Genomic DNA, 22,704 nt, shown 5'->3' with positions numbered 1-22,704 from the left:
CCTTACGAGTGTGCCAGCCTGCCGAGAATCGAAACGCCAACCACCCCGATGAGCTGGCACTTCTCATCAAACTCACACGAATGTGCCACCAAACTATTGCTATGGCACCAAAGTGGTGCCATAGTGATGCCATGGACTTGACACCGTACGTAGACAACCTTCGCCACGAACTCGCGGTGGCGGCCGAAGCAGGCGGAGAAGACGCAAAGGCCCTCGCCGATCGTTTGACCGCACCGCTGGAATCAGCAGTGCGACTCACCCTTCTCGACGCATTGTCTGCGGCAGCCGCCGAGATCACGCGTGACCTCGCCCCAGGCTCGGTGGACCTGCGCCTACGGGGACGCGAACCCGAATTCGTGGTGGCACCAGCCATCAGCGAACCGGCTCCGGCCCCCGCCGAAGAGGAACCGACTCCGGCTCCGCGCCCCGTCACGGAGTCCGACGACGCCTCGATGACTCGAATCAACCTGAGGCTGGGGCAAGACCTCAAAGACCGGATCGAGGCGGCGGCCAAGGAAGCCGGGATCTCCGTGAACGCGTGGCTGGTTCGCTCGGCTGCAACTGCGCTGGAAGGCGGCATGAGCAGAAGCACTCCGAGACAGCGCACGTCCCAAGGCTCCGAAAGCTTCAGCGGCTGGGTGCACTGACACCGGCTTCACCTTTCGCACGACCCTCTATCACCAACCGAGACAACCTCATCGGGAGTATCACCATGCCTACATTCAGCACACCTGACCCCATCACCTTGAACTTCGACGTGGCAGTCGGACACATCCGGATCGCTGCGAGCAGCCGCAACGACACTGTCGTGGAAGTGTTGCCCAGCAACTCGTCTCGCGAGGTAGACGTTCGAGTCGCCGAACAAACGCGCGTCGAATTCGCAGGTGGCCGGCTACAGATCAAGACTCCGAAACAGCGCGGCCTCGGCATTTTCGGGAAGACAGGATCTGTCGACATCGCCGTTCAGCTTCCCTCCGGCTCGGGACTCGAAGGCACTGCCGCAGTTGTCAGCCTGCGCGCCGAAGGCACTCTCGGACGCTCACGCGTGAAGGTCTCGGCCGGAGATTGCACACTGGACACCACCGGACCGCTCAACGTCAGCACCGGCGCCGGAGCGATCATCGTCGAGCATGTGGCCGGTGACATCGACACGAGCACCGGGTCCGGAAGCATCCGCATCGGCCGCGTCGACGGCAACGCGGAGGTCAAGAATTCCAACGGCGACATCAACATCGGCACGATCACCGGCGCACTGAAGGCGAAGACCGCCAACGGAAGCGTCGCCGTCGAGCACGCCGAATCCGACGCGAGCGCCGCAACCGCCAACGGCGACATCCGTTTCGAGACCATCGAGAGTGGAGTCGTATCCGCCAAGACGGCCGCCGGGCGAATCCATATCGGCGTTCGATCCGGAACCGCCGCACGATTCGACGCGCATACGTCCTTCGGCCGCGTCGACAACCAGATGAATGCCACGCACGGTCCGGCTTCCACTGAACGCCGGGTAGACGTCCGGGCACAAACCAGCTACGGCGACATCGTCATTCGACGTTCGGAGCCCCGAGAAGAATCCAACAAGAAGATCTAGCGAAAGGAACGCTGATGTCCCGTAAACCAGCCATCACCGCGACGGGTCTGAAGAAGGCCTACGACGACAAGACGGTACTGGACGGAATCGACATCTCCGTCGACCGCGGAACCGTCTTTGCACTGCTCGGCCCCAACGGCGCCGGCAAGACCACCATCGTGGAAATCCTCTCGACCCTCGTTCCCGCAGACGGCGGCGACATCCGCATCGCCGGGTACAACCCTTCCGACGATCCTGACGCGGTGCGTTCGCGCATCGGTGTCACCGGACAATTCTCGGCGGTAGACGACTACCTGTCCGGCGAGGAAAACCTTCTCCTCATGGCCGATCTTCACCACCTCGGCAAGGACGAACGCCGCACTCGCACTGACGAACTCCTGGAGATGTTCGATCTGCAGGGCTCCGCGGACAAACTCGCGTCGACGTACTCGGGCGGCATGCGCCGACGGCTCGACCTGGCAATGACGTTGATCGGACGACCGGAGATCATCTTCCTGGACGAGCCCACCACCGGCCTCGATCCCCGGAGTCGACGCACCATGTGGCAGATCATCCGGGAGTTGGTCAAGGGCGGTGTCACCATCTTCCTCACGACGCAGTACCTCGAGGAAGCCGATCAACTGGCCGACCACATCGCCGTCCTCGATCAGGGACGGATAGTCGCCCAAGGTACGGCAGCGGAACTCAAACGACGCATTCCCGGCGGCCACATTCGTCTTCACTTCATCGACCGAGACCAACTCGACTCTGCTGCTGCTGTTTTCGACGAGTCTACCCGTGACGATGCCGCCTATGTCCTGCAGGTTCCCAGCGACGGCGGTGTCCGCTCGCTGCGCTCTCTTCTCGACCAACTCGACGCTCACTCGATCGACGTCAAGGAACTCTCCGTGCACACACCGGACCTGGACGACGTGTTCCTGACTCTGACCGCCACCGAAAGAACCGACGCGCGATGACCACCATGACGCTTGCCTATCAGGACTCGAAAACCATGCTGCGTCGCAGCATTCGACACATCCTTCGATATCCGTCGATGACGGTGATGCTTGTCGGGATGCCAGTCGTCTTCCTACTGCTGTTCGTCTACGTGCTCGGCGGAACGCTCGGGAACGGCCTCGGCCCAGGCGGTGGCGGCCGAGCCGAGTATGTCAATTACGTTGCACCGGCGATTATTCTGATGACTGTGGCATCAGCGGCACAAGGTACTGCCATCTCCGTCGCAACCGATATGACCGCGGGGATCATTGCACGATTCCGCACGATGGCGATCACGCGCACGTCCGTCCTGACCGGTCACGTTCTCGGCAGTCTCCTTCAGACGATCGTGAGCCTCGTTGTAGTCATCGGCGTGGCGATAGCCGTCGGCTTCCGGCCTACTGCAGGCTTCGTGGAGTGGGCCGCCGCGTTTGCTCTACTCATCCTGGTCTCCATCGCGATGATCTGGTTGTCCGTTGCCTTCGGCCTCGTCAGCAAGAGCGTCGAGACGGCCAGTAATCTTCCAATGGTGTTGATCCTCTTACCTTTCCTGGGAAGCGGATTTGTCCCCACCGATTCGATGCCGACCGTGTTGCGATGGTTTGCCGAGTATCAGCCGTTCACTCCGATCATCGAGACTCTTCGAGGACTTCTTCTCGGCGAAGCGATCGGGAACAACGCCATACTCGCGATCGGATGGTGCGTCGCAATCACCTTCCTCTCCTACCTCTGGGCGCGCAGTTTGTTCAATCGACGCCCGGTGCGCTGACCTCGAAACACACGATCTTCGAGAACAGGTACGGTGTCGCTGTCGTCGAGTTCCGAGGCGATGGCGACGTCGTGTGGAAACCCCATGACGATCAACTCGCGCCCTGAGGCACAGTCCCGCAGGCGGTCCTCGTACGAATCCGACACCGCTGTCCAGGCATCCGCCGCCATCTGTGCCTCGGGCGACAGGGAACCTTCCCAACCAGCCGCGGTCAACGCCGTGACAACCCCGCCGGCGCCCCACAGATCCTCCACTGCAGGACGCAACTCTCCACCGGGCCACTTCTCCCCGGATGCGACTATCGCAACCCGCGATCCCGGACCATGTTCGTGCACAATCCAATCAGCGACGGCGGAAGCGTTCCTCAATGAAGCGCCGACACACACCGCAACCTCGGACGCCAACGCAAACGCAATGGTCGACCCGTTCGGCGACGGCAGTACCAGCCGACTCGGCACCTCCGCCTCGCGAATCGTCTTGGGAGACAGACTGATCTGTCCGTCCCTGGCCACACTCCGTCGTACTGCAAGAACCGCATCGGCATCACGCGCGTAATCGACCGCCCTCTCGTCGTTCCAGGAAAAGGGAAGTACGTCGATTCCCGCGTCGGCGGCGACGCTCAGCGTCGTCGTGAACGAGAGGACATCTACCACCACTGCCACATCGACGCCGACAGCAATTGCTTCGGCGCCGCGCAGGCCCCAGTCGAATCGAAGTCCGTACTCGAGTTGGCGATGCTCCGGATTCATCGCACCAGCATCTCAGAAACGAATCAGGTTGTCCGGCACGCACAAATCCTCGTGCTCGTACAGCGCTCGCACGGCAACTGGATCGTCGCCGGCGCACACCTCGGCTATATCGTCGAGCAGTAGGTCGTAGTCGGCGCCGGTCTTTCCGTCGTAGGCGTCAGTCATACGACCCCACTCGTCCCACGGCAGGGTTTCGACCTTGTTCATCGCGGCAAGATCCTTCACTGCGTTGCCTCGGATCTCGGCCGGCCCCCAGTTCTGGGTGCCGTACACCCCGAACTGGGACCCGTCGATCTCGCCGCGTCGATACGCCAGCCACGCCTCACCACCACTGAGGAATTCTCCCGGCTGCAGGTTATGAGCGCGAGGAAGGACGTTCTGTCCGAGGATCTCCGAATCGATGCGGATCCACCGCTTGCCGGCGTCGTCCCAGTACTCGGTGATCCAGTGGTCCACGCCCTGTCCCGGTTGAAAGTAGGTGGCAAAACCACAACGGACGCGAGCGGCAATTCCACGGTGGCGCAGAAACGCACAACTCAAAACAGCAAAGTGCCGACAGGTTCCGACGAGCCGCTTGTCGGGTTCTCGGGCGGAGGTCACCGGTGCCGGATCGAGCGCAAGCAAGCGTTGGAGCAGAACGCTTGCCGGCCGGATCTGGTTTTCGTCGAATCGGTCGGTGGGCAGATTCAGCGACCGCGCATCGGTGGGTTGGACCACCAGGTACGGCACTACCCGGCATATTTGCACGGGGTCGGTGGGGAGCGACTCGAGGGCGAGCGGGTCCACTCCGTCGATGCGGGTGAACGGTCCTGCTGATGTGTAGTCGAGAACCGCCGTCATGGGCGGAGACTAACAAACACTGCCGACACTGCCGCTCCACTATGGTTAGGGTCCCATAACCATGAAACCCGAGGTTGCTGTGAACCCAATGTTGAGCCGCCGTGCCATGCTGTCCGTCACCTTCGCCACAGCAGCAGGTTTTGCCCTTGCTGCCTGCGGCGACAGCGCGAAGGACGAATCCACTCCCGGCACCGAAGGTGCTCACGCCGAGGCCAACGCCTTCCCGGTGACGATCGACCACAAGTTCGGCTCCACCACCATCGGGCAGGCGCCCAGCCGCATCGCAGCGGTCGGTATCGGCGACGCAGACGTTCTGCTTTCCCTCGGGCTGACGCCCGTCCTGGTCCCGGTGTGGAAGGGATCGACCGACGACGGAATCGGAGTCTGGGCCGACTCGGCAGTCCAGGGCGCCGAGCCGACACCATTGGCCAACGCCACCACCGATTTCGACATCGAAACGATCGTGGCAGCAGCGCCTGACCTGATCATCGCCGTCAACAACGCGATCGACGAGGATCTGTACAAGCAGCTCAGCGCCATCGCGCCGACTGTGCTTCACGCCGCCGATCAGACGGATTGGGTGCTGCCCTGGCAGGAAGTCACGACCCGCATCGGTACGGCTGTGGGCGTTCCCGCGCAGGCAAAGCAGGAGGTCCAGGAAGTCGAAGACCTCATCGTTCGCACCCGCGCGGAGAACCCCCAGTTCGAAGGCAAGACAGCAGCTCTCGTCATTCGCTGGAGCGACGGAAATCTGCGGGCGTTCAGCCCCGAGGCAGCGCGCGCTCAGTTGCTCACGCAATTGGGATTCACGGCTCCTGCCGCACTGAAGGATCGGTTCGCGGGCAAGCTGAACTACGAGATCTCCGCCGAGAACTACGACCTCCTCGAGTGCGACTACCTGCTCTTCGACAACTACGAAAAGGCGCGCCCCGAGATGCAGACGCAGCCGGCGTTCACCAATCTGAACGTGGTCAAGACCGGCGGCCTGATCAGCTTGGACCCCATCGTCAGTGACGCGGTGTCCATGCCGAACCCGCTCACCATTCCGTTTGTGCTGGAAGATTTTGTAGCAAAGATCAATCAGACGATCGCGGGTCGATAACCTTCGTTCGACCGGACCACACCCACAACACCACAGCCGACACGGCCACGCAGACCGAAACGATCACCCATGGTGACGCCGGCGCTGCGTGGCCGTTGTCGACTAGGTCGTACACGAATCCGACTCCCACGGTTCCCAGGAGCGCGAGCAGACCGCCGATCGTGTTGAGCATGCCGAAGTGCGCTCCGAGGTTGCTTTCACGACCGAGGATGGCAATGGTGTCTCGCATCGGCGGCACCATCAACATCTGTCCCAGGTGCAGCAGCCCGATCCACACCGCCAGACCGACTATCTGCGTCGACGCCGAAACTGCGGATTCGACGCCGGTGACCAGCGGAACCAGGAACGACACCGAAATGAGCACAAGCCCGAAGGTGATCGCGCGTCGATGCCCGATGCGGTGGGCAACCGCGACCGTCGGTCCCTGCCCGACGATCACCAACACCGCTGCGCCCACGTAGAACCATCCCAGCGCCGACTGTGAACCGATACTGCGCTCGAGCTGTTCCGGCAGCATCAGGTACAACTGGCTGTACGCAACCAGCTGAAAACTGCAGAGCGTCGCGAAGAGCAGAAAGTTGTTGTTGGTCAGCACGCTTCGCCAGACGTCGCGCAGCGTATAGGTCGACACCGGGCCGTCGTGTGCATCGCCCGGCCGCGGGAACCAGATGAAGAACCCGACCCACATGATCGCGAACAGCAACGCCGCGCTCGACGCCGTCCACGAGAACGGAAACATCAACAGAGCAGCACCCAACGCCGGACCGATCACGGTTCCCAGACGGCTGCACATCTGTTCCACTGCAAACAGATCCGTACGACGCATGACTCCTGAGGTCTCGAGTTCGCGTCCGTATTCGGCGTTGGCCGACTCCACTGCGGGCGCGAACAGAGCCGCGGCGAACCCGACCAGAAGCACACCGACGATCACCGCCGCCATACTCTCGGCCAATCCGAGCATCAGGAAGCCGACCACGCGAACTGCGATGCCCAGCAGGATGATCGGACGCTTGCCGAACCTGTCGGCGAGGCTTCCACCGATGAAGAACATGCCCTGCTGACTGAACATCCGGAGTCCGAGGACCAGGCCGACAATCCAGGCCGCGAATCCGAGGTCCTCCGAAAGGTGCACCGCGAGAAAGGGGACAACCAGATAGAACCCGATGTTGAACAGCACCATCGAAAGAAGGAGCAACTTCACCACCGGCGGCAGGACACGAACCTTCGCGAAGGTCTTGTTACCGGGGAAACGCTCACTGAGTACCACGACCAGAAGACTATTGCCCGCGCGGCGTTCTGTGGAAATCTGCCATTTTGCAATTGGTTAACTGTCCGTTTAGGTAGCGATGGTAATCATCTTCCGGGGGTTCGAGCACACGACAACGAGAGCCGGGATCTGATGAATGGATTGACGCGCCGCCAGATGGTCAAGGCGATGGCGGTAGCCGCAGGGACAGTCACCGCAAGCACATTTACCTTGGGTGCCAATACCTCCGTCGCGGGGGCGAACCCCGCGCAGGAGGTCAAAGTGCTCTCCCTCAATACCTGGCACGGCGGAACCAAGATCAACGGTGGCCTGCAGCTGATCGCCGACATGATCATCTCGACCCAGGCGTCGATAGTTCTCCTGTCGGAAGCCGGCACTGCGACAACTGTATTGGCCGACATGCTGACCAAATCAGGAACCACCTTCTACGGAGCAGCGTCCTCCGACGTGGGGATTCTCTCCAAGTTTCCGATCGAGGAAACAGCCGACCTGAACTCGATGATCAAGGCAGTCGTGACGGTCGACGGCAAACAAATCGCTGCTTACTCGGCACATCTGGCCTACACGTCCTACGCAACCTATCTACCGCGCGGATACGGCGCGGGTGTTCCCACGCCTGGAGAGTTCTCCGAGTTCGGCTGGAACAAGATGCCGTCCGGTCCGGTCACGGACCCCGAGACGGTACAGCGTGTGAACGTCAATTCGGGACGACCCCTGGCAATTTCGACGTTCATCGACGATGCGGCCGCAGAACGGGCGAAGGGCAGGTCCGTCATCCTCGGCGGCGATTTCAACGAACCGTCGGCCCTGGACTGGACCGACGGCACGCGAAATCTGTTCGACCACAACGGTGTCGTCATTCCGTGGGAATCCACTCGTCTGCTCGACCAAGCCGGATTTGTCGATGCATACCGCAGCAAGTACCCGAACCCGGCTACACACCCGGGCTTCACCTGGCCGTCCGACAATCCCGACGTCGACACCTCACAGCTCACCTGGGCACCCGAGGCAGACGAACGCGATCGGATCGACTACATCTTCGCCGACCGCGCTTCCGACCTGAAGTTGGGATCTGTGGGAATCATCGGACCCCGAAAGACGATCGTGCACAACAAAAGAGTGGAGGAGAACTCCCAGGACAACTTCATCGCTTCACCGACGCCGTGGCCGACCGATCACAAAGCCGTTCTTGCGACGTATCGTTTTGCCAGCTTCGGCGGCGGATCATCTACCGGTTCGTGGAGCGGTTCCTGACAGGGCATCTCGTAGCCAGTCGATCATCATCGGCGTCAACTCGGGCAGTTTGGTCACTGCGCAGTGCCCCGCATCCGGGATGACGTGTACCTGCGTGTTCGGGCGCTCTTCGAAGAGTGTTGTGTCCGAGAGCGGGATGTGAACGTCGTCGGCCCCGTTGACCACAAGCATCGGGGTCCGGCCGTCGTCGGCGGTCATCAAGACACTGCGATCGAACGCACGGAGACCCTGTACCAGCGCCTCTTTGGTTGCCGGGGCATCGAAACCCAGTGCGTTTCCGACGATGTCGCCCATGCCGTAGACCAGGCGCTCGGCATTCGCGGTCTCGAACGCACCCTTGACCGGGGCACCGATGTTGATCACCGCATCGACGGCGCCGGTCAACCCCGAGCGCACGGCGAAGTTGCCACCGAAGGAGACTCCCAGGTGCGCCACCTGCCCGTTGCCGAGAGCGCGAGCCGTCGATACGAGCCCGTCGATCACCTCGTCGCCGAAAGCATCGAGAGGAACGGGTGATTCACCAGTTCCCGGCTGATCGAAAGCAACAACCGTCACCCCGGCGTTCTTCGCGAACGCGCTGGCCAACGGATGCATGTCCATCTTCCAGCCGTCGACGCCGCCGCTGAGCAACAGGACGGGTGCGTCTTCGTACCGTCCGTCCGCCGAGAGGATGTGTACCGGTAGCTCGATCTCGCCGTTTCGGTAGGGCAGGGAGAGGATTCGACGCTCGAACTCGAGCCCGAATCCTGGTGCTGCCTTGACGTATTCGTCCACCTGATTGCGCAGAGCCCGTCGACGGGATTCGTTGGCCAGCACCGGGAACTTGGCGATTCCGTAGATCATCGCTGCCAGGGAATGATTGCCGGCCGCGGAGTACTTCGCCGCCAGCGCCGACCACTCGTACGACCAACCACCCGGCGCGTCGGCCCAGGTCGAGTTGATGGACGCGCGCAGTTCCTCGAGATCCGAGACGGGGAGCCCGAAGCTCAGAAACTGTCCTGTGCGCTCTTCGAAGAGGCCTCGGTGATCGACAGGAAATTCGTATGACATGGGAAAACACCCCTCAATTCATCTCTAACGCAACGATCAGTTGCATTAGCTCAGTGAACCACGTGTCTCCAGCTAACACAACACCTTGTTGCGATAAGGTTGACCCATGACCTCGACACCACAACGGCCCGGAGGGCGTAGCGCCAGGGTGCGCGAGGCCGTCCTGGCGGCCACCGCGGCCGAACTGTCCGAACGCGGATTTGCAGCGATGACCATCGAGGACATAGCCGCCCGTTCCGGAGTCCACAAGACCACGATCTACCGGCGATGGAGCACGCTGTCCCAACTGGTGGCCGACGCGGCCGTCGAGGTATCGGCAACTACCGTCCCCATCCCGGATACCGGTTCCATCGAATCCGACCTGCGCGAGATGGCCAGATCGATAGTCGCACTGGTGACAAGCGAGTCGGGCGGCGCGTTGGTGGCTGCACTGTTCTCGGACGCGGTTCGTACGCCAGAAGTGGCAAGACTCAAGCGCGAGTTCTATTCCGCACGTTATGAACTGGCCGACATCGTGGTCCGCCGAGCAGTCGAACGCGGGGAAATCTCCGAGAAGGTCTCAGCTGCTGATCTTCTGGCGGCCGTCGCCGCGCCCATCTACTATCGCCTGTTGGTCGCCGATCTACCTGTCGACCAGTCGGTTGCCGATCGCGCTGCTGCCGGCGCGCTCGCTGCGGCGCACGCCGGAGCACTCGATCAGACCGAATGAGCCAGTGAATTCAGCGCTTCCACGATTGCCTCGTTGAATCCACCCCCGCCATGCCCGGCGTCGTCGAGCACCACCAACTCACTGCCCGGCCAACGCTGGTGGATCGCCCAGGCAGTGTCGAGTGGTCCGGAAATGTCATACCGGCCGTGCACGAGAATCGCGGGAATCTCGGCGAGACGGTCCATTCCGTCCAGGATCTGATTCGGCGCGAGGAAGCAATCGGTGGCCCAGTAGTGCGTGACCAGCCTGGTCATCACCCGACGGAAGTCCGGATTCTGGTATCGAACACTCGGAGTCCACCCCGGCATCAGCGAGACATGTACGTCTTCCCAGCGGCACCACTGCACCGCAGCATTTTCCCGCACAACAGGATCCGGATCGGCGAGCAGTCGCGCGTATGCCGCCGGGACGTTCCCGTCACGCTCTTCCACCGGCAGCGGCGCGACGAACTCTTCCCATTCACGCGGAAATATCCTGCCCATAGCACGGGTGATCCATTCGATTTCCACTCTCGTCCCGCCGGTGATCGCGCCCAAAGCCATCGCGATCACCCGCTCGGGAAACGCTTGGGCGTACACCAGACCCAAACTGACGCCCCAAGAAAGGCCGGAAACGATCCATCGTTCGATACCGAGATGTTCACGAAGACGCTCGATGTCGTCGAGGATGTGCGCCGTCGTGTTCACGGTGAGATCGACGTCCGGGCTACTCGCGAGAGGAAGGCTGCGCCCACAGCCTCGTTGATCGAACAGAACTGCGCGAAAGGTTTCGGGATCGAAAAAACGCCTGGCGCCGACAGTGCATCCCGCACCGGGACCGCCGTGGAGATAGAGAACCGGGACACCGGCCGGGTTACCGACGGTCTCCCAGTAGAGGCTCTGACCATCGGGCACTTCCAACAGTCCCGACTCGTGCGGTTCGACGGGCGGGTACAGGACAGCGCTCATGGGCGGTAATTCTTCCATCAACCGACGTGTCCGGTAAGCAGCACGCGTCCGGGCTATGGCCTAGCGTGGACAGGACACCTCTGCGACGGGAGTACACCAGATGCGTGATGGGTTCAGGTTGCCGGGGTACGGCGGCGCCGCGGTATTCCTTCGCAGTCATGCGGTACCCGCCGCTGTCTTCGAATCCGACGTACCCACACTCGTTTTCGACGTAGGCCTGCTCAGCCCCGATCGGTTCAATCAGTATCTCAGCAGACACACCGACGAAGGATTCGTCGAACGGCTGGCGGCGTTCTTCTTTCACGCGGCCGCAGACTTTCATCCCGAGAAATCGCTTCCGGCGTTCACCGACGAACGACTCGGGCTGATGATCTCGGTCTGTTCCAGCACCGATCGAGAGGTGGAACTCGACTTCTCACTCGCCGAGGATCCCGAATCGGAGGACACCGAACGCGACGAGATGACCTTCGAGACAAGCCGAGTCGTCCTCGCGACCTCGGCTCAAACGGTTTCTCGACTCACCGGTGGAGTAACCACCCACTTCGACGGAGAGTGGTGACGACATGGGTTTCCTCTTCGAGGTTCTCGATTTTCCCGACGGCAGTCGGATGACCGACCTGTGGAACAACACGTGGGCCGAGCCTTCAACCGGAGAGGAGATCGCGTCCGGCCACTTCATTCACCTCGGAGACGATCAGCACGTCGACGTGGAGACAGATTTTCTCAGTAGTCACCTGCCATTCAACGTGGCAGGCTTCGGCGGAGTCTTTCCCGACGGCAAACCCTGGATGTTCGTCATGCAGAAGGCACCGGCCGACCTCGCGAGCAGGCTGCGCGGTGAGGACGATCCACATTCGCTTCTGCGCGGATCACTCGACCGCGCCATGTCTTTCAACCCCGATGCACTGGTGGCCGAGGAATTGTCCTGGAGGCATGACGATCTGGTGAAGGTGTACGAGGAAGAGGGGATCCCAGCAGCATCCATCGCCGGCTGGTCGGCCGCGGATCTCCTGCGCGGCCTCTTGGCGCAGTGTTGCAATGCCGAACTTGCCGCCGTCGTCGCCGGATACCCCGAATGTGCCTACCCCGAATCGGCGCATGCGTGCGAAGCAGACGTGTTCTCCGACGTGTTCGCCGGTTGGGTCAGCGGACTGCGGTGATGTGACGGAGGAGACCCCACCCTCTCAATATTTCGGAGTAGACTCATTTATGAGCGTGATCCGAAATGAGACGAGGTGAGCGGGATGACGAAATCGAACCAAGAGTTGGGTCGTCGTGAACGCAACAAACTCGAGAAGCAGACACGCATCTTCGACGCCGCGGCCGAACTGTTCGCGGAAAAGGGCTACAGCGCAGTCACAACTCAAGAAATTGCCGATCGCGCCGATGTAGCCGGTGGCACCCTCTTTCGTTACGCCGCAAGCAAAGCCGAGCTACTGCTCATGGTGTACAACGCGGAGTACCGCAAGCAAATCGAACTGGGAGAAGAGCGTGAGGCCAAATCGACGGGCACAGAAGATCGTGTGCTCGAGCTGGTTTCACCCCTGCTGATCGCGAGTCGCCGAAACGACGAGAACACCGGCATCTACCAACGCGAAGTGTTGTTCGGCGAGCCCAGCGAGTGTTTCCGGGCCGAAGGTCTGGAACTCTCGCAGCGCCTGCAAACGCGGATTGCGCAAATCTTGCTCGAGGGGCACCCCAACCACACCACCCGAACCATCACTGCAGCGCGAACGATTTCCAACGTGCTGCACTTCGAAATAGCCCGCGCGGCATTGGACCGGATCACGGCTGACGAACTCACGAACATCGTTGCCGCACAAGTTCGATTGACGCTTGCCGGACTACCCACCGAAAAGGATTGAGGATCGAAAATGACTGAACTGAAGCAGATCACCGTTCTGGGTACCGGAGTTCTCGGCTCGCAGATCGCCTATCAGACCGCCTATCACGGATTCGACGTCGTCGCGTACGACATCAACGCCGAGGTCATCGAAAAGGCCAAGGCTCGGTTCGACTCGTTGGCCGCGGCCTACAAGGCCGAAAACGTCGAGGGCGCCAAGGAAGGCAAGGCCGACGAAGCGCTACAACGTATTACGTACTCGTACGATCTCGCCGAAGCCGTGACCAAGGCCGATCTTGTCATCGAGGCAATTCCCGAGGACATCGCCATCAAGCGCGACACCTACGAGAAGCTCGCCGCAGTAGCTCCTGAGCACACGGTGTTCGCAACCAACTCCTCGACGCTTCTGCCGAGCGACCTCAAGGAGTTCACCGGCCGCCCCGAGAAGTTCCTCGCACTGCACTTCGCAAATCACTTGTGGGTCAACAACACTGCCGAGGTCATGGGCACCGAGTCCACCGACCCCGCCGTGTACCGCGAGGTCGTCGAATTCGCGAAGAACATCGGCATGGTGCCGATCGAACTCAAGAAGGAGAAGGCGGGCTACGTACTCAACTCGCTCCTGGTCCCGCTCCTCAATGCAGCATCCGACCTGCTGATCGACGGCATCGCCGATCCCGACATGGTCGACAAGACGTGGCGTATCGGCACCGGAGCCCCGTTCGGCCCCTTCCAGATCATGGATGTCGTCGGGTTGACCACCGTCTACAACATCTCCTCCCAGGGCGGCGAGAAGCAGCGCGCGTTCGCCGACTACATCAAGAAGAACTACATCGACGAAGGCAAGCTCGGCGTCGCTGTCGGCGAGGGCTTCTACAACTACAAAGGCTGATCAACTGCAGGGCTGACCAACTGCAGGGCTGACCAACCAACAGGCTCACCGCGCGGTGGCTACGACGTGAATTCACTTGGTAGCCACCGCGCGGACGTCTGTTGTCAGTAAGTCCGAAACCACCCTGAGCGACTGTGACGCAAGCTTCTTCACGTGCGAACCCATCCTCAGGAGAGATCCCCACATGCGTCGTTCCGCCATCTCGGCACTCACAACACTGGTACTGCTCGGCGCCGGAACACTGGTCAGCACACCCGCTGTCGCCGCTCCCCTCGCGTGTGGCGGAATCTCCACCGGTTCGTTCTCAGGCTCCGCCGGCGGCTCGGAGTACCTGTGCGCCAAAGAAGGTGACCTTCTGGACGTGCGCATCGGCGACGTTCATGCGACGCAGCCTTCCCTCGGCTACGACGAGGTGTACTACAAGCTCGGGCGATACACGCTCGGAAAAGACACGATCAACAAGAAGTTCGACGACTGGTGCGAGGCGAACGGCCAGATCCAGGCTGCGACCGCTACTCCCGCCTCGACGCTGAAGGACCCGTCGTCCTTCACCTGCCAGCTTCCAGTGGGTCAGGAAACCGCCGAGAGCATCGCGCCCATGAAGACCGTGGTCGTCGGACCCCGCGGCGATCTCTACCTGACCGACGGTCACCACACCCTCACGTCCTTCATCGAGACGGCCGACGGAGGCCCCGACCTGCACGTGCGACTGCGGGTTCTCGGCAACCTCAGCGGCCTGAGTGAAGGCGCCTTCTGGACCGAGATGGAAAAGAACAAGTGGGTCTGGTCGCGTGACGTGGACGGAAACCAGGTACCGGTCCAGTCCCTGCCGAAGAGCGTCGGCCTGGCCAACTTCGCCGACGACAAGTACCGCAGCCTGATGTACTTCTCCCGCGACATCGGATTCGCCGCCGGCACGATTCCGTTCCAGGAGTTCTACTGGGGTGCGTGGGTCCGCGACGCCGCGCCCGTCGACCTCACCAACTGGAATCGCGACGACCTCTCCAGCTACCTGGCCACCGTGAAGTCGGTGACCAAAGCACAGACCGCGTTGGCGGGTGATGCCGTCGTCGACAGCGGGTTCACGGCCGCCGATCTCGGAGTCCTGCCGGCCTGGAACGACGGCAAAGCGGAGTCCAAGGGCGAGTTCGCAAAGCTGTCGAAGCCGTACACAGACGACAAGCCGGGCAAGATCGCCTACGCACTTGCCTACAAAGCAACCCTCTGACCTGCTCAGATCCAAGTCACACCCAGCAAACTTGACTAAGGTAAGCCTCTACTCAGTAGTCTGATCCCATTCGGGTGCCGCTTCATCGAAGCAGCGACGCCCTGCCCTGACGGAAACCATGCCGTCGTATCTGCCCGGTCGATCAATCTCCGGGCAACCAGGACAGGGAGAAGGTTGCTGCAGTGAGCACGTCCATCGTCGGTTTGTACGACCCCGCAGATGACAAGAGCAGTTGCGGGGTCGGGTTCATCACGCGCAAGGACGGCGTGCAGACCCACGATGTCCTGATCAAGGGCAGCGAAGCGCTCTGCTCGGTTCCGCACCGCGGCGGTATGTCCTCCGAGGGCGTCGGCGACGGCGGCGGCGTCTCGGTGGACCTCTCCCTCCGGTTCTTCCGCAAGGTAACCGGGCGCCCCGACCTTCGCGCCGGACGCTTCTGCGTCGGCAACTTCTTCCTTCCGGACGACGACGCCCAGCATGCACGCGCTGCCGCCCTGGTCGAACGTGAACTTCTCGATCGCGGTTTCACCACTCTCGCAGTGCGCGACGTCCCGGTCGACAACTCGGCGATTCGGCCGGCCGCGATCGCGCATCAACTTCCGGTCAGGCAGTGGATTTTCGAGGTCCCCACTCCGCGTCCCGAGCCTGCGGTAGTAGATCGCCTCGTACACGAGGCCCTGCTCGCCATCGAGGCAATCGCGTACAACACGCCTGCACTACGCGGTTTGTACCCACTGTCCCTCAGCGCGAGGACTCAGGTTCTCAAGGGCCGCTTGAACTCCGACGAAGTGATCCCGTACTTCCGCGACCTGGTCGACCCCGATCACGCTGTCCACACGATGTACTTCCACACGCGGTTCTCGACCAACACGGACCCGCATCCCACGATGGCGCAGCCGTTCCGGTTCATGGCTCACAACGGAGAACTGAACACGGACAAGAAGAATCGGCTCTCCGAAGCTGCGGTGGCCAGTGCAAAACGACGTGCGATCGTCCGTCCGCCCGGTCAGTCCGACAGCTGCCGACTCGATCAGACTCTGGAAGCACGCGTCATCGAGGACAGCGTCGATTTGGTGACAGCTGTGGTCTCGATGATGCCCCCTGCCTGGGAAAACGACACCACTCTCTCCCCCGCGGTGCGTGCGATGTTCGAGTACTTCTCGCTGTACGAGGAGAAGAACGACGGACCGGCAGCGCTCGTGTTCGGCGACGGCACCATCATCGGCGCCCGCCTGGACCGCCTCGGCCTGCGTCCACTTCGCACGATCGAGACACACGACTACGTGTGCGCATTCTCCGAAGCCGGACAGATCGCGTTCGCACCCGAGACGGTGATCCACCGTGGCCGCGTCGAGGCCGGCGGAATGCTGTACTTCGATCATCGCGATCGCCATACCTACACTGCCCGTGAAGCTCTGGAAAAGATCGCCGCACAACGCGACTACCGGTCTCTGCTGGAGCAATCGCGAATCCTGATCGAAGACATTCCCGCCGTACCTGCGGAGAAGGTCAGCTCACCGACGCGCTACAACGGAACGTTCGAGGTTCATCAGCGCTACATGGCGTACTCCCTGGATCAGGAGAGCTTCAAATTCCTGATGGATCCGATGCTCACGCACGGAGCCGAGAAGGTATCGGCCATGGGTTACGGCAACGCCATCAACGCGTTTTCCGATCGTGAAGGCGGTGTGGCACGCTACTTCTCGCAGCGATTCGCCCAGGTCACCAACCCTCCGCTGGACAGCATCCGGGAAGCGGACGGCATGACCCTCCGGGTTGCATTGGGCGCGAAGATGACCGCCGGACAGTCCAAGCAGATCGTCATCTCGTCGCCGATCCTCGGGCATCTGGACATGCTCAAGATCCGCGAACAGAAGCACACCCCGCATCGCCGATTCGAAATGCTCTACCCCGCCGCGGGTGACGCGCAGGCGATGGTTGACGCGATGACCGCGCTCGGCGACGCGGTTGTCGCCTTCGCGGCCGAACAGGGCGGAATCGCAGTCCTGACCGACCGGCACGTATCTCATGAGCGCGCAACGCTTCCCGCGATCATGGTCGTCGGAGCACTGAACCAACGCCTCATCGACGCAGGCCTGCGATTGCGTGTCTCTCTCATCGTGGAGAGTGGCCAGATCGAGTCCTCGCACCACGTTGCCGCTGCGCTCGGATTCGGTGCTTCCGCTGTCTACCCCTTGTCCGTTCAGTTGCGAGCCGAGGAGAAGTTCGCTGCCGACCCGGATGCCGCCTTCCGACGCTTCGCGAAGGCTGCCGAGAAGTCCCTCATGAAGACGATGGGACGCGTCGGCCTGTGCACTGTCGAGAGCTACATCGGCGGAGAATTCTTCGAACCCAACTTCCTCGATACGTCCGACCCTGTTCTGCGCCAGTGGTTCCCCAACATGAAGTCACCGGTGGGTGGCGTCGGTTTCGACACCGTCGCGGTGACCTCGAAGCAGTGGCACGAGCGTGCAAGTGAAGTCGAGGGTGAAAAGGACCTGCCACTGCTCGGCCTGTTCAAGGAGCGCGCAGACGGCGCGGGGCATTCGTTCGGTACCACCGCAGTCCGCAAGTACGTCGAACTCACCGAAGAGAAGATCGCGTTCGACAGTCCCTCAGGTACCGAACAATTCGATGCTCTACGCCTGCTTCCGCTCGGGCGACTCGACGATGCATTCCGCCTCGACGCCGGGGCCTACCGGGCAACGAGTTTCGACCGGTTGACCACCGAACAGATCGACGACTTCGACATCACTGCCGGGTACCGTGATTTTTCGACTGTGATGGCCGCGGAACGATCGCGTCGGCCCGCAGCGTTGCGCGACGTCATCTCTGTTCCCGGCGACGTCACGTTTGCGGTCACGACAGCCGAGTTCGCCGAGCAGATCAGCCGATTCTCGGTGCACGGCAACACAACGATCGTGATGCGCGGAGTCCAGTGTGAATCCGCCGCAGACGACCGGTACACGCTTAGCCTGGACGGTCCACTGGCCGGTGACAGCGCGCGAGCAAAAGCGCTCGGCGACGCTCTCTGCGCCACCTTTGCCGCCGATATCACCATTGAAGCCATCACACCGGATCTTGCGCTGAGGGCAACCGGCATCGGGGCAGAGTTCCTGTCCAAGCTGAGGGTCGCACCGGCAGGTGTTCCTCTCTCCGAGGTACAGAGCGCCAGCGACATCACCCCGAAGTTGGCGTCGGGTGCCATGAGTCATGGCGCACTGAACGCTCCGGCGCACGAAGCCGTCGCACACGGCACGAACATGGTCGGCGCGATGTCCAACAGCGGCGAAGGCGGCGAACACCTTTCGCGCTACAACACGATTCGTGCGTCGCGCATCAAGCAGTTTGCATCCGGACGCTTCGGAATCTGGGCGGGATACCTCGCCGACCCGATGCTCGAAGAGATCGAGATCAAACTCGGCCAGGGCGCAAAACCCGGTGAGGGCGGGCAGCTTCCGGCCGCCAAGGTCACCGTCGACATTGCTGCTGCCCGCGGCGGAACGCCCGGCGTCGAACTGGTATCGCCGCCGCCGCACCACGACACCTACTCCATCGAGGACCTCGCTCAGCTCATCCACGACTGCAAGGCAGCGCGCATCCGGGTGATCGTGAAGTTGGTGTCCTCGGAAGGAATCGGCACCATCGCCGTCGGTGTCGCCAAGGCCGGCGCCGACGTCATCAACGTCGCCGGAAACACCGGTGGCACCGGCGCCGCTTCGGTGACCAGCCTCAAGTACGCGGGTCGTGCGGCCGAGGTCGGTATCGCGGAGGTCCATCAAGCTTTGTGTGCCAACGGGCTTCGCCAGAAAGTCGTTCTGCGATGCTCGGGCGCGCATCAGACCGGCAGCGACATCATCACTTCCGCGCTACTGGGCGCAGACAGCTTCGAGTTCGGTACGTCTGCGCTGATGATGATGGGCTGCGTCATGGCCAAGAACTGCAACATCAAGTGTCCGGCCGGTCTGACCACCAACCCGGAACTGTTCGACGGCGATCCCCGCGCCATGGCGCAGTACCTTCTCAACATCGCTCACGAAACTCGGGAACTGCTCGCGAATCTGGGAATGCGATCCCTTCAGGAAGCGCGGGGTCGAACTGATCTCCTGCATCTGCTCGATCACCCGTCCATCGTCGGCAATCTGAAACTGGACGCGATGTTCGAGTCCGCCCCGAACATCACCGTCGACAATCCCGTGTACCTCGAGCGTGAGTACGCGCTCGACGAGAAGATCATGGACGAGGTTCGCACGGTGCTCTTCAACCGTGGCGAGGCCTCGGTCGCCGTGTCCGGACCTGAATTCGCCGAAGGTGCACTGCACCTGGGTAACCGGAACAAGAGCGTCGGTGGGCAGTTGGCGATCGACCTCGAACGCGAACTCAACTACGGAGCGGCCGGCCTTCTCGCTCCGGGGGTACTGACTGACGAGCGTGGGCGACGATATCTGGCTCCGGGCAGCGTGCGCGTCCTGACGACCGGATCTGCTGGCCTGTCGTTCGGCGCATTCTGCAACGACGGCATGCACCTGGAACACACCGGGACATGTAACGACGGTGTGGGAAAGAGCATGAGCGGCGGCGTGATTGCCGTGCGCAGCCCAGGCGGCGGCTCCAGTGACGCCGGCGGAAACGTGTTGATCGGCAACTTCGCGCTCTTCGGCGCCACCGGCGGACGAGTGTTCGTCGAAGGTGAAGCAGGCGATCGCTTTGCAGTTCGCAACTCCGGCGCCAGTGCTGTCGTCGAAGGTGTCGGCGACTTCGCCGGCGAGTACATGACCAACGGTGCTGTCGTGAATCTCGGCGAGTTCGGCAAGGGTGTCGGCAACGGCATGAGCGGCGGGTTCTTCTACCAGTACGACCCTCGCGGCGAACTGGCACTGCGAGCAAGTACCGATTCCGTACTGCTCGGTTCGATCACCGCTGCGACCGATCCTCTGGCCGCCGTCCACAACCACGCGGTACAACTCCTGCTCGAACTGCATGTGGAAGCAACGGGATCCGCACTCGGAACCCGACTGCTCGAGAACTGGGAAGTCGAACAGCACTCGTTCGTCTACGCCATGCCCAAGGCATTGATGCTTTACCAGGACAGCGATGCAATCCTGGCTGCGAAGTCGCACAAAGAGCTTCTCGAAGAATTGGCGTCCGCCATCGCAGCACGTCAGGTCCGCACGTTCAAACTCGCAGTGCGCGATGGGCGCCCCGCACTGAACGGAGCAGTCCCCGCCTATGGCGAGACCGATACCGCGACAATGTATGCGCTGCTCAGTGCGTACACCGTGCTTCACTTCGCACAACAACTCGCCGCCGCCCGCACGCCGGGTGCGTCCGGGCCCGACGATCCAGCAGTGCAGAAGGCGGCCCGAAACCTGGTGCTGACCGAGGACTTCGCAATCGTCCAGCACTTGGTCAAGTACTCGAAAGAGATTCTCGCCGGCTACGACGACGAACAGTTGGCTGCGTTGATTGCAGCCAAGCGCGTCGACGACTACAAACAGGCGCTGAGCCTGCGCAACGTGTTGGCCATGGACAGCCCGGCGACGTACGGCTGGATTCTGTTTCAAGACAACAAGAATCGGGACAAGCTCGGATCACTGCCGAACTTCGACGAACTGTTCGCTTCGCGCACGATCCCCGACCTGGTGTCCTGACCTCCTCCCCCGAACGTAGGTGAGCTTCAAAATGGAAATCCCGTACATCCCCGAATACGCACCGTTCAACGGCGACCAACGCGCGTGGCTTTCCGGATTCCTGGCCGGTCTACACTCACGAACTGTCATGCCCGGTCAAACCGGTGCTGCAACAGCGACAGTGGAGAGAACTGCCGGCGCAGCAGTGCACATCCTCTACGGAAGCCAGACCGGCAACGCGGAGTCCGTGGCCGAAGACGCGGCCGCAGCTGCTCGTGCCCACGGTCTCGAACCACTTGTCGCGGGTCTGGACACCGTGGATATCAATGCACTTTCCGCCATGCGCCGGGTGCTCGTCATCACCTCCACCTACGGCGAGGGCGAGATGCCTGACAACGCGCAGCTGTTCTGGGATGCAGTCGAATCCGAGAGTGCGCCCAGGCTGGAGGGTCTCTACTTCGGAGTACTCGCACTCGGTGACACCAGCTACGACGGGTTCTGCCAGTCGGGAAAGAACATCGACGCCCGATTCGAAGCACTCGGCGGGTCCCGGGTTGTCGACCGCACCGATTGCGACGTCGACTACGAGGATCCGGCGGCCGAGTGGATCGTTCGGGCGGTCGCTGCGGTAGCCGGTGTCGACGGTGATGCGGGGGCCGCTGCCTCGCCGGTTGCGTCCACTCCGACGAAGACCAAGTCCCAGTGGACTCGCAAGAACCCTTATCCTGCAACCGTCCTCGCCAACCGACTGTTGTCCGGCGAGGACTCCGCCAAGGAAGTCCGCCACTTCACCTTTGCGCTCGGCGAGGACGGTCTGGACTACGAGGCCGGAGATGGATTGGGCATCCGCCCGATCAACGACCCCGCTCTCGTCGAGGCGATCATCCTTCAGCTCGGTGCGAGCAGTGACTACGTCGTCACCGCGAAGGACGGCTCGTCCGCACCGTTGGACCAGGTGTTGACCAGCGACTACGAGATCTCGATTCCCTCGCGCGATTTGATCGAAGACATCGCCCGACGCAGTGGCGACGCCGAACTGCAGCACATTCTCGACACGGAAGATCGGGAAGCGCTCGATGCGTGGCTGTGGGGCAAGGACGTTCTCGATCTCCTGCAGTTGGACAACAGCATTCGATTGAATCCCGAAGATCTGCTTGCACTTCTGCGCCCGCTGCAACATCGGGTCTATTCGATCTCCTCCAGCCCGCTGGCCCACGACGGCACCGTGCATCTGACGGTAGCGAGTGTGCGCTACCGCTCGGGCGAGCGGGACCGCGGCGGCGTCTGCTCGACGTACCTGGCGGACCGCGTCGGCGAGGGAGATCGGGTCGGAGTTTTTGTCTCCAAGAACAATTCGTTCCGCCTACCTGCCGATGACACTACTCCCGTCGTGATGATCGGACCCGGCACCGGTATCGCACCCTTCCGCGCTTTCCTGCACGAGCGTCGCGCACGCAACGCGTCGGGGCAGAATTGGCTTTTCTTCGGCGATCAGCATCAGTCGAGTGACTTCATCTACGAGGACGAGTTGAACGGTCTGACCCGTGACGGTGTCCTGACGCGTCTCGATCTGGCATTCTCGCGTGATCAGTCCGAGAAGGTCTACGTCCAGACTCGTATGCGCGAGCAGGGCCGAGGCTTGTTCGACTGGCTCGAAAACGGTGCGCACGTGTACGTCTGCGGCGACGCGACCCGGATGGCAAAGGACGTCGACGACGCGTTGCACGAGGTGGTCGCCGAGCACGGTGGGTTGGATGCGGACGCCGCCGAGGATTACGTCAACAACCTCAAACGATCGAAGCGGTATCTACGGGATGTCTACTGAGATGTGCCCGCACCGTGGCGAATGCCGTTGCGCAGC

19 protein-coding genes are annotated in these 22,704 nt (G+C 61.9%); 14 read left to right on the top strand and 5 right to left on the bottom strand.

What is annotated here, in order from left to right; genetic code table 11:
* Positions 1-131 precede the first annotated feature (131 nt).
* The 4 genes from R4P70_RS01570 to R4P70_RS01555 all read left to right on the top strand — a co-directional run bounded on the left by R4P70_RS01570 (position 132) and on the right by R4P70_RS01555 (position 3,332).
* A complete protein-coding gene (locus R4P70_RS01570; RefSeq protein WP_029256566.1) occupies positions 132-647 on the top strand; it encodes a toxin-antitoxin system HicB family antitoxin in 516 nt (171 codons plus the stop codon).
* Positions 648-712: 65 nt separating this feature from the next.
* Complete coding sequence (locus tag R4P70_RS01565) at positions 713-1,588, top strand: DUF4097 family beta strand repeat-containing protein (RefSeq protein WP_317830286.1); 876 nt, start codon at positions 713-715, stop codon at positions 1,586-1,588.
* A gap of 14 nt (positions 1,589-1,602) precedes the next feature.
* A complete protein-coding gene (locus R4P70_RS01560) occupies positions 1,603-2,544 on the top strand; it encodes a daunorubicin resistance protein DrrA family ABC transporter ATP-binding protein (protein ID WP_020971200.1) in 942 nt (313 codons plus the stop codon).
* Complete coding sequence (locus R4P70_RS01555; RefSeq protein ID WP_317830285.1) at positions 2,541-3,332, top strand: ABC transporter permease; 792 nt, start codon at positions 2,541-2,543, stop codon at positions 3,330-3,332. The genes R4P70_RS01560 and R4P70_RS01555 overlap by 4 nt, the downstream gene beginning before the upstream one ends.
* Here the strand turns inward: R4P70_RS01555 and R4P70_RS01550 are convergent.
* Both R4P70_RS01550 and R4P70_RS01545 read right to left on the bottom strand, forming a co-directional pair.
* The gene (locus tag R4P70_RS01550) at positions 3,287-4,081 is read right to left on the bottom strand and encodes a 2-phosphosulfolactate phosphatase (RefSeq protein ID WP_317830284.1); all 795 of its coding nucleotides are present in this window, start codon (positions 4,079-4,081) and stop codon (positions 3,287-3,289) included. The genes R4P70_RS01555 and R4P70_RS01550 overlap by 46 nt on opposite strands.
* Positions 4,082-4,093: 12 nt before the next feature.
* On the bottom strand, positions 4,094-4,921 hold the full coding sequence (locus R4P70_RS01545; RefSeq protein ID WP_317830283.1) for a transglutaminase-like domain-containing protein: 828 nt from the start codon (positions 4,919-4,921) through the stop codon (positions 4,094-4,096).
* A gap of 88 nt (positions 4,922-5,009) precedes the next feature.
* Here R4P70_RS01545 and R4P70_RS01540 point away from each other — a divergent pair, with 88 nt between their 5' ends.
* Entirely contained in the window at positions 5,010-6,023 is a 1,014-nt protein-coding gene (locus R4P70_RS01540) for an ABC transporter substrate-binding protein (protein ID WP_223257822.1), read from the top strand.
* Here R4P70_RS01540 and R4P70_RS01535 read toward each other — a convergent pair.
* The gene (locus R4P70_RS01535) at positions 5,998-7,290 is read right to left on the bottom strand and encodes an MFS transporter (protein ID WP_317830282.1); all 1,293 of its coding nucleotides are present in this window, start codon (positions 7,288-7,290) and stop codon (positions 5,998-6,000) included. The two genes, R4P70_RS01540 and R4P70_RS01535, sit on opposite strands and share 26 nt — an antisense overlap.
* A gap of 132 nt (positions 7,291-7,422) precedes the next feature.
* On the opposite strand from R4P70_RS01535, the gene R4P70_RS01530 reads away from it, so the two are divergent.
* The gene (locus tag R4P70_RS01530; protein WP_317830281.1) at positions 7,423-8,544 is read left to right on the top strand and encodes an endonuclease/exonuclease/phosphatase family protein; all 1,122 of its coding nucleotides are present in this window, start codon (positions 7,423-7,425) and stop codon (positions 8,542-8,544) included.
* On the opposite strand, the gene R4P70_RS01525 is transcribed toward R4P70_RS01530, so the two are convergent.
* A complete protein-coding gene (locus R4P70_RS01525) occupies positions 8,515-9,594 on the bottom strand; it encodes an alpha/beta fold hydrolase (RefSeq protein ID WP_133727307.1) in 1,080 nt (359 codons plus the stop codon). The genes R4P70_RS01530 and R4P70_RS01525 overlap by 30 nt on opposite strands.
* A gap of 106 nt (positions 9,595-9,700) precedes the next feature.
* On the opposite strand from R4P70_RS01525, the gene R4P70_RS01520 reads away from it, so the two are divergent.
* Positions 9,701-10,303: a TetR/AcrR family transcriptional regulator gene (locus R4P70_RS01520; protein WP_020971207.1), complete on the top strand. Its 603-nt coding sequence runs from the start codon at positions 9,701-9,703 to the stop codon at positions 10,301-10,303.
* On the opposite strand, the gene pip is transcribed toward R4P70_RS01520, so the two are convergent.
* The gene (pip, locus tag R4P70_RS01515) at positions 10,291-11,250 is read right to left on the bottom strand and encodes a prolyl aminopeptidase (protein ID WP_317830280.1); all 960 of its coding nucleotides are present in this window, start codon (positions 11,248-11,250) and stop codon (positions 10,291-10,293) included. The two genes, R4P70_RS01520 and pip, sit on opposite strands and share 13 nt — an antisense overlap.
* Positions 11,251-11,350: 100 nt before the next feature.
* On the opposite strand from pip, the gene R4P70_RS01510 reads away from it, so the two are divergent.
* From R4P70_RS01510 to R4P70_RS01480, 7 genes are all read left to right on the top strand, one after another.
* On the top strand, positions 11,351-11,809 hold the full coding sequence (locus R4P70_RS01510; RefSeq protein ID WP_019745870.1) for a hypothetical protein: 459 nt from the start codon (positions 11,351-11,353) through the stop codon (positions 11,807-11,809).
* Between the two features lie 4 nt (positions 11,810-11,813).
* On the top strand, positions 11,814-12,410 hold the full coding sequence (locus tag R4P70_RS01505) for a hypothetical protein (protein ID WP_046379528.1): 597 nt from the start codon (positions 11,814-11,816) through the stop codon (positions 12,408-12,410).
* Between the two features lie 84 nt (positions 12,411-12,494).
* Positions 12,495-13,115, top strand: a complete 621-nt coding sequence (locus R4P70_RS01500) for a TetR/AcrR family transcriptional regulator (protein ID WP_029256575.1) — start codon at positions 12,495-12,497, stop codon at positions 13,113-13,115.
* A gap of 9 nt (positions 13,116-13,124) precedes the next feature.
* Entirely contained in the window at positions 13,125-13,985 is an 861-nt protein-coding gene (locus R4P70_RS01495) for a 3-hydroxyacyl-CoA dehydrogenase (RefSeq protein ID WP_317830279.1), read from the top strand.
* A gap of 184 nt (positions 13,986-14,169) precedes the next feature.
* On the top strand, positions 14,170-15,213 hold the full coding sequence (locus tag R4P70_RS01490) for a ParB/Srx family N-terminal domain-containing protein (RefSeq protein WP_021345944.1): 1,044 nt from the start codon (positions 14,170-14,172) through the stop codon (positions 15,211-15,213).
* A 182-nt stretch (positions 15,214-15,395) separates the two neighbouring features.
* On the top strand, positions 15,396-20,864 hold the full coding sequence (locus tag R4P70_RS01485; RefSeq protein WP_317830278.1) for a glutamate synthase-related protein: 5,469 nt from the start codon (positions 15,396-15,398) through the stop codon (positions 20,862-20,864).
* Positions 20,865-20,895: 31 nt separating this feature from the next.
* Entirely contained in the window at positions 20,896-22,668 is a 1,773-nt protein-coding gene (locus R4P70_RS01480; RefSeq protein ID WP_317830277.1) for a sulfite reductase subunit alpha, read from the top strand.
* Positions 22,669-22,704 lie beyond the last annotated feature (36 nt).

Source organism: Rhodococcus sp. IEGM 1241, from assembly GCF_033142365.1.
In the GTDB taxonomy this organism is placed as follows: domain Bacteria; phylum Actinomycetota; class Actinomycetes; order Mycobacteriales; family Mycobacteriaceae; genus Rhodococcus_F; species Rhodococcus_F erythropolis.
Note: the sequence above shows the minus strand (reverse complement) of the source record. Positions and strands in the feature narration are given on the sequence as shown.